Genomic DNA, 2,923 nt, shown 5'->3' on the forward strand with positions numbered 1-2,923 from the left:
GACAAGCGGTTTTGCACGGAAAAGAAATGTTCGATAAAGTTATTGAAGCTGCGGAATGGGCAAGAAAAGAAATAAACGAAAAGATTCCAAATATGAGATGTTTAACAAAAGCTGATATAAAAGACAGAAATTTTGATTTGGATTTAACAAAACTTACCATAAATGTTACAAAAACCGGACTTTCCGGATACGAAATAGATTCCATTCTTGCTAAGGAATACAATATTCAGGTTGACTGTTCGGATACATTTAATTTAATAGCAATTATGGGTGTAGGTTCCGATATGGAAGATGTTCAAAAGCTTGTTACTGCATTAAAAGACATAAGTAAAAAATATAAAGGAAGCCAAAAAAATTGGATTTTAAAAATTCCATCTCTTGCGACGGAGATGGTTATGACACCGAGAGAAGTTTTTTTATCACACGACATAAAAAAAATTCCTTTATCAAAATCCGTAGGACATGTATCGGCACAGGTTTTAACACCTTATCCTCCGGGAATACCTGTTGTTATACCGGGAGAAAGAATATCAAAAGAAATTTGCGACTATCTGCTTGAAATGGTTGCAAAAGGTGTTAGGATAAGCGGGCAGGAAGGGGATAAACTCAGTATGGTTAAAGTTTTTGCAAATTAACGAAAGGAGGACGATAATGAATAAAAAAATGCTTGCAAAATTTAAAAAAGCATTGTTACAGAAAAAAGTTACTACTACGAATAAACTTAACTCAAGAAAATTGGTAAGCGGAGAACATGAAGTCGGAGATGAAGCAGATACAGCTACACAAAACAGTGAAAGGGAAATGCAATTCGAACTTGACCAAATAAGTTCAATAGCAATAAAAGAAATAGACAATGCATTAGGTAAAATAGAAAACGGAACTTTCGGTGTTTGTGAATGTTGCGGAGAGAAAATATCGGAAGCACGGTTAAATGCAATTCCTTGGGTAAGGTATTGTAAAGAATGCCAGGAAGAAGCCGATAAGAATACGAAATAAAAACGGGGATTTTAAAATGAGATTTGTTTTGAGGTCAAAAATATTCAGAGCTAAAGTTACCGAAGCTAATTTAAATTATACCGGTAGCATAACAATAGATTCCGATTTAATAGAGAAATCAGGGCTTTGGGTTGGGGAAAAAGTACTTGTTGTAAGCAATACTTCCGGAGCAAGACTTGAAACTTATGTTATAGCAGGTAAAGCCGGTTCCGGAGTTATTTGTATGAACGGTGCGGCAGCTCATTTGATAAAAAAAGACGAAATTATTATAATTATGGGGTTTGAACTGACTGATAAACATATAAGTCCCAAAATTATTTTTGTAGATGAAAATAATAAATGTATAGAAAAAGTATAGAGGATATTCAGTGGAAACAGATTCGGTAGAATCTTACTTTAATGATGTTTCAAATATAAAACCGGCTACAAAGGAAGAGTTGGTTGAACTTTGGAAACAAGCTGCAAAAAAAGACAAAAGTGCCGTAAACAGACTTGTTGAACTTAATTACAGATTAGTTTTATCCATAGCAAAAAAATTTGCGAAAAAAACTTATATGGATTATATGGATTTGGTTGCCGACGGAAATATGGGGCTTGTAAGGGCAGTTGAAAAATTTGACCCTAATAAAGAAATTCAATTTTCGACGTATGCAACATATTGGATAGAACAATATATTAGAAAATCTATTGAAAATAATTCAAAAATGATACGAGTTCCTTCTCATGTTCAAGATGAAATTAACAGATGGAAAAAGATAAAAAATCAATTTTTTATAGAACATGGAAAAGACCCTGATATCAAAAAAATGGCTAAATTGTTAAATATTTCTGTGAAACAGGCAGACTCGATAAACAGAACCATTTATTCTTTGGAAAATATAGATTCAATTGATTCATCCATAGGTGATGATACAGGAACATTAAAAAAAGAAACTTTACGGGACAATATTAACAAGCCGTTGGAAGCAATAAGCGAGATGGTTAGGACTGTTGACAATGTTCAAGAAGCATTGAAGTATTTGTCCGAAAGAGAAGAACAGGTTATAAGAATGCGTTTCGGAATAGACGGAGAAGGTCCTTTTTCGTTAGAGGAAATAGGTGAAAGATTTAATTTATCAAGAGAACGTGTGCGCCAAATAGAATTAAAATGTTTTGAAAAATTAAAGGGAATATTTATAAGACTTAAATTTGCCGATAAAGCCGATATTGAAAAAATGGTTTTAGACCAAAGAGGAACTAAAACCGACAGAAGACAACATAAAGCAACATCTGTCGTAAATGAAAGAAGAAGATTAACCGACAGAAGAAGATAACAAATTATAAATTGAAGTTTAAAGCCCTGATAGCTCAACTGGATAGAGCAGATCCGTCCTAAGGATAAGGTTGGAGGTTCAACTCCTCTTCAGGGCATATAAAATACTTTTCAAAAAAATCCAAAATCGCCGTATAAAAATAAATTTGTCGTCTTAAAAATTGATAAAAGCAAACACTCTCAATTTGCTGCTGTTTTCTTATTTTATAGGGCAAAACATTAAAGCAAAAACATATAAAATACCGATATAAATTTGATATAATATAAAAAGGTGTTTTTTAATTTTATTTTGTAATAATTTATTATGATTAAATTTATATCTTTTTGCACTATTATTTGTTTTTTTATTACAAATGTATGCAGCGGACTTTTCGCCGATGTATCGCATGCAACTTTGTTTAACAACAAACACACTATCGCAAGCATAATGACAACATCGGATTTATTTTCCGCTTACGGTCAGGTAACTTATAACTCATATAAAAAAAATACTCCGTTGGTTGTTGTAATAAATGATTTGCATAACAACAATGATGCGCAAAGCAACATAGAACAAATAATTTCCTTTTTTAAAAATAATTCCAATATAGACAAAATAATTCTTGAAGGTGCTCC

4 protein-coding genes, 1 tRNA gene and 1 pseudogene are annotated in these 2,923 nt (G+C 32.2%); all 6 read left to right on the top strand.

Annotation, left to right across the window (positions count from 1 at the left end; all coding sequences use genetic code 11):
* Positions 1–635, top strand: a pseudogene (locus ACMUOV_RS06545) (arginine decarboxylase); the annotation flags it as partial.
* Between the two features lie 16 nt (positions 636–651).
* Positions 652–996, top strand: a complete 345-nt coding sequence (locus tag ACMUOV_RS06550) for a TraR/DksA family transcriptional regulator (protein ID WP_413854303.1) — start codon at positions 652–654, stop codon at positions 994–996.
* Between the two features lie 16 nt (positions 997–1,012).
* Positions 1,013–1,354 (top strand): aspartate 1-decarboxylase, encoded by a 342-nt coding sequence (gene panD, locus ACMUOV_RS06555; protein ID WP_413854304.1) that lies wholly within the window; start codon positions 1,013–1,015, stop codon positions 1,352–1,354.
* A gap of 10 nt (positions 1,355–1,364) precedes the next feature.
* Entirely contained in the window at positions 1,365–2,309 is a 945-nt protein-coding gene (locus tag ACMUOV_RS06560) for an RNA polymerase sigma factor RpoD/SigA (protein ID WP_413854305.1), read from the top strand.
* Positions 2,310–2,332: 23 nt separating this feature from the next.
* Positions 2,333–2,406 (top strand) — tRNA-Arg (locus tag ACMUOV_RS06565).
* 206 nt (positions 2,407–2,612) lie between these two features.
* Positions 2,613–2,923 (top strand): hypothetical protein (locus tag ACMUOV_RS06570; RefSeq protein WP_413854306.1); only part of this gene is annotated, 311 nt, incomplete at its 3' end.

It is taken from the genome of Candidatus Ruminimicrobium bovinum (assembly GCF_902760015.1).
Classification (GTDB): domain Bacteria; phylum Elusimicrobiota; class Endomicrobiia; order Endomicrobiales; family Endomicrobiaceae; genus Ruminimicrobium; species Ruminimicrobium bovinum.

Excerpts from the sequence above, each read along its gene's own strand:
- ACMUOV_RS06550 (WP_413854303.1), top strand. The coding sequence starts at position 652 with ATGAATAAAAAAATGCTTGCAAAATTTAAAAAAGCATTGTTACAGAAA.
- panD (WP_413854304.1), top strand. The coding sequence starts at position 1,013 with ATGAGATTTGTTTTGAGGTCAAAAATATTCAGAGCTAAAGTTACCGAA.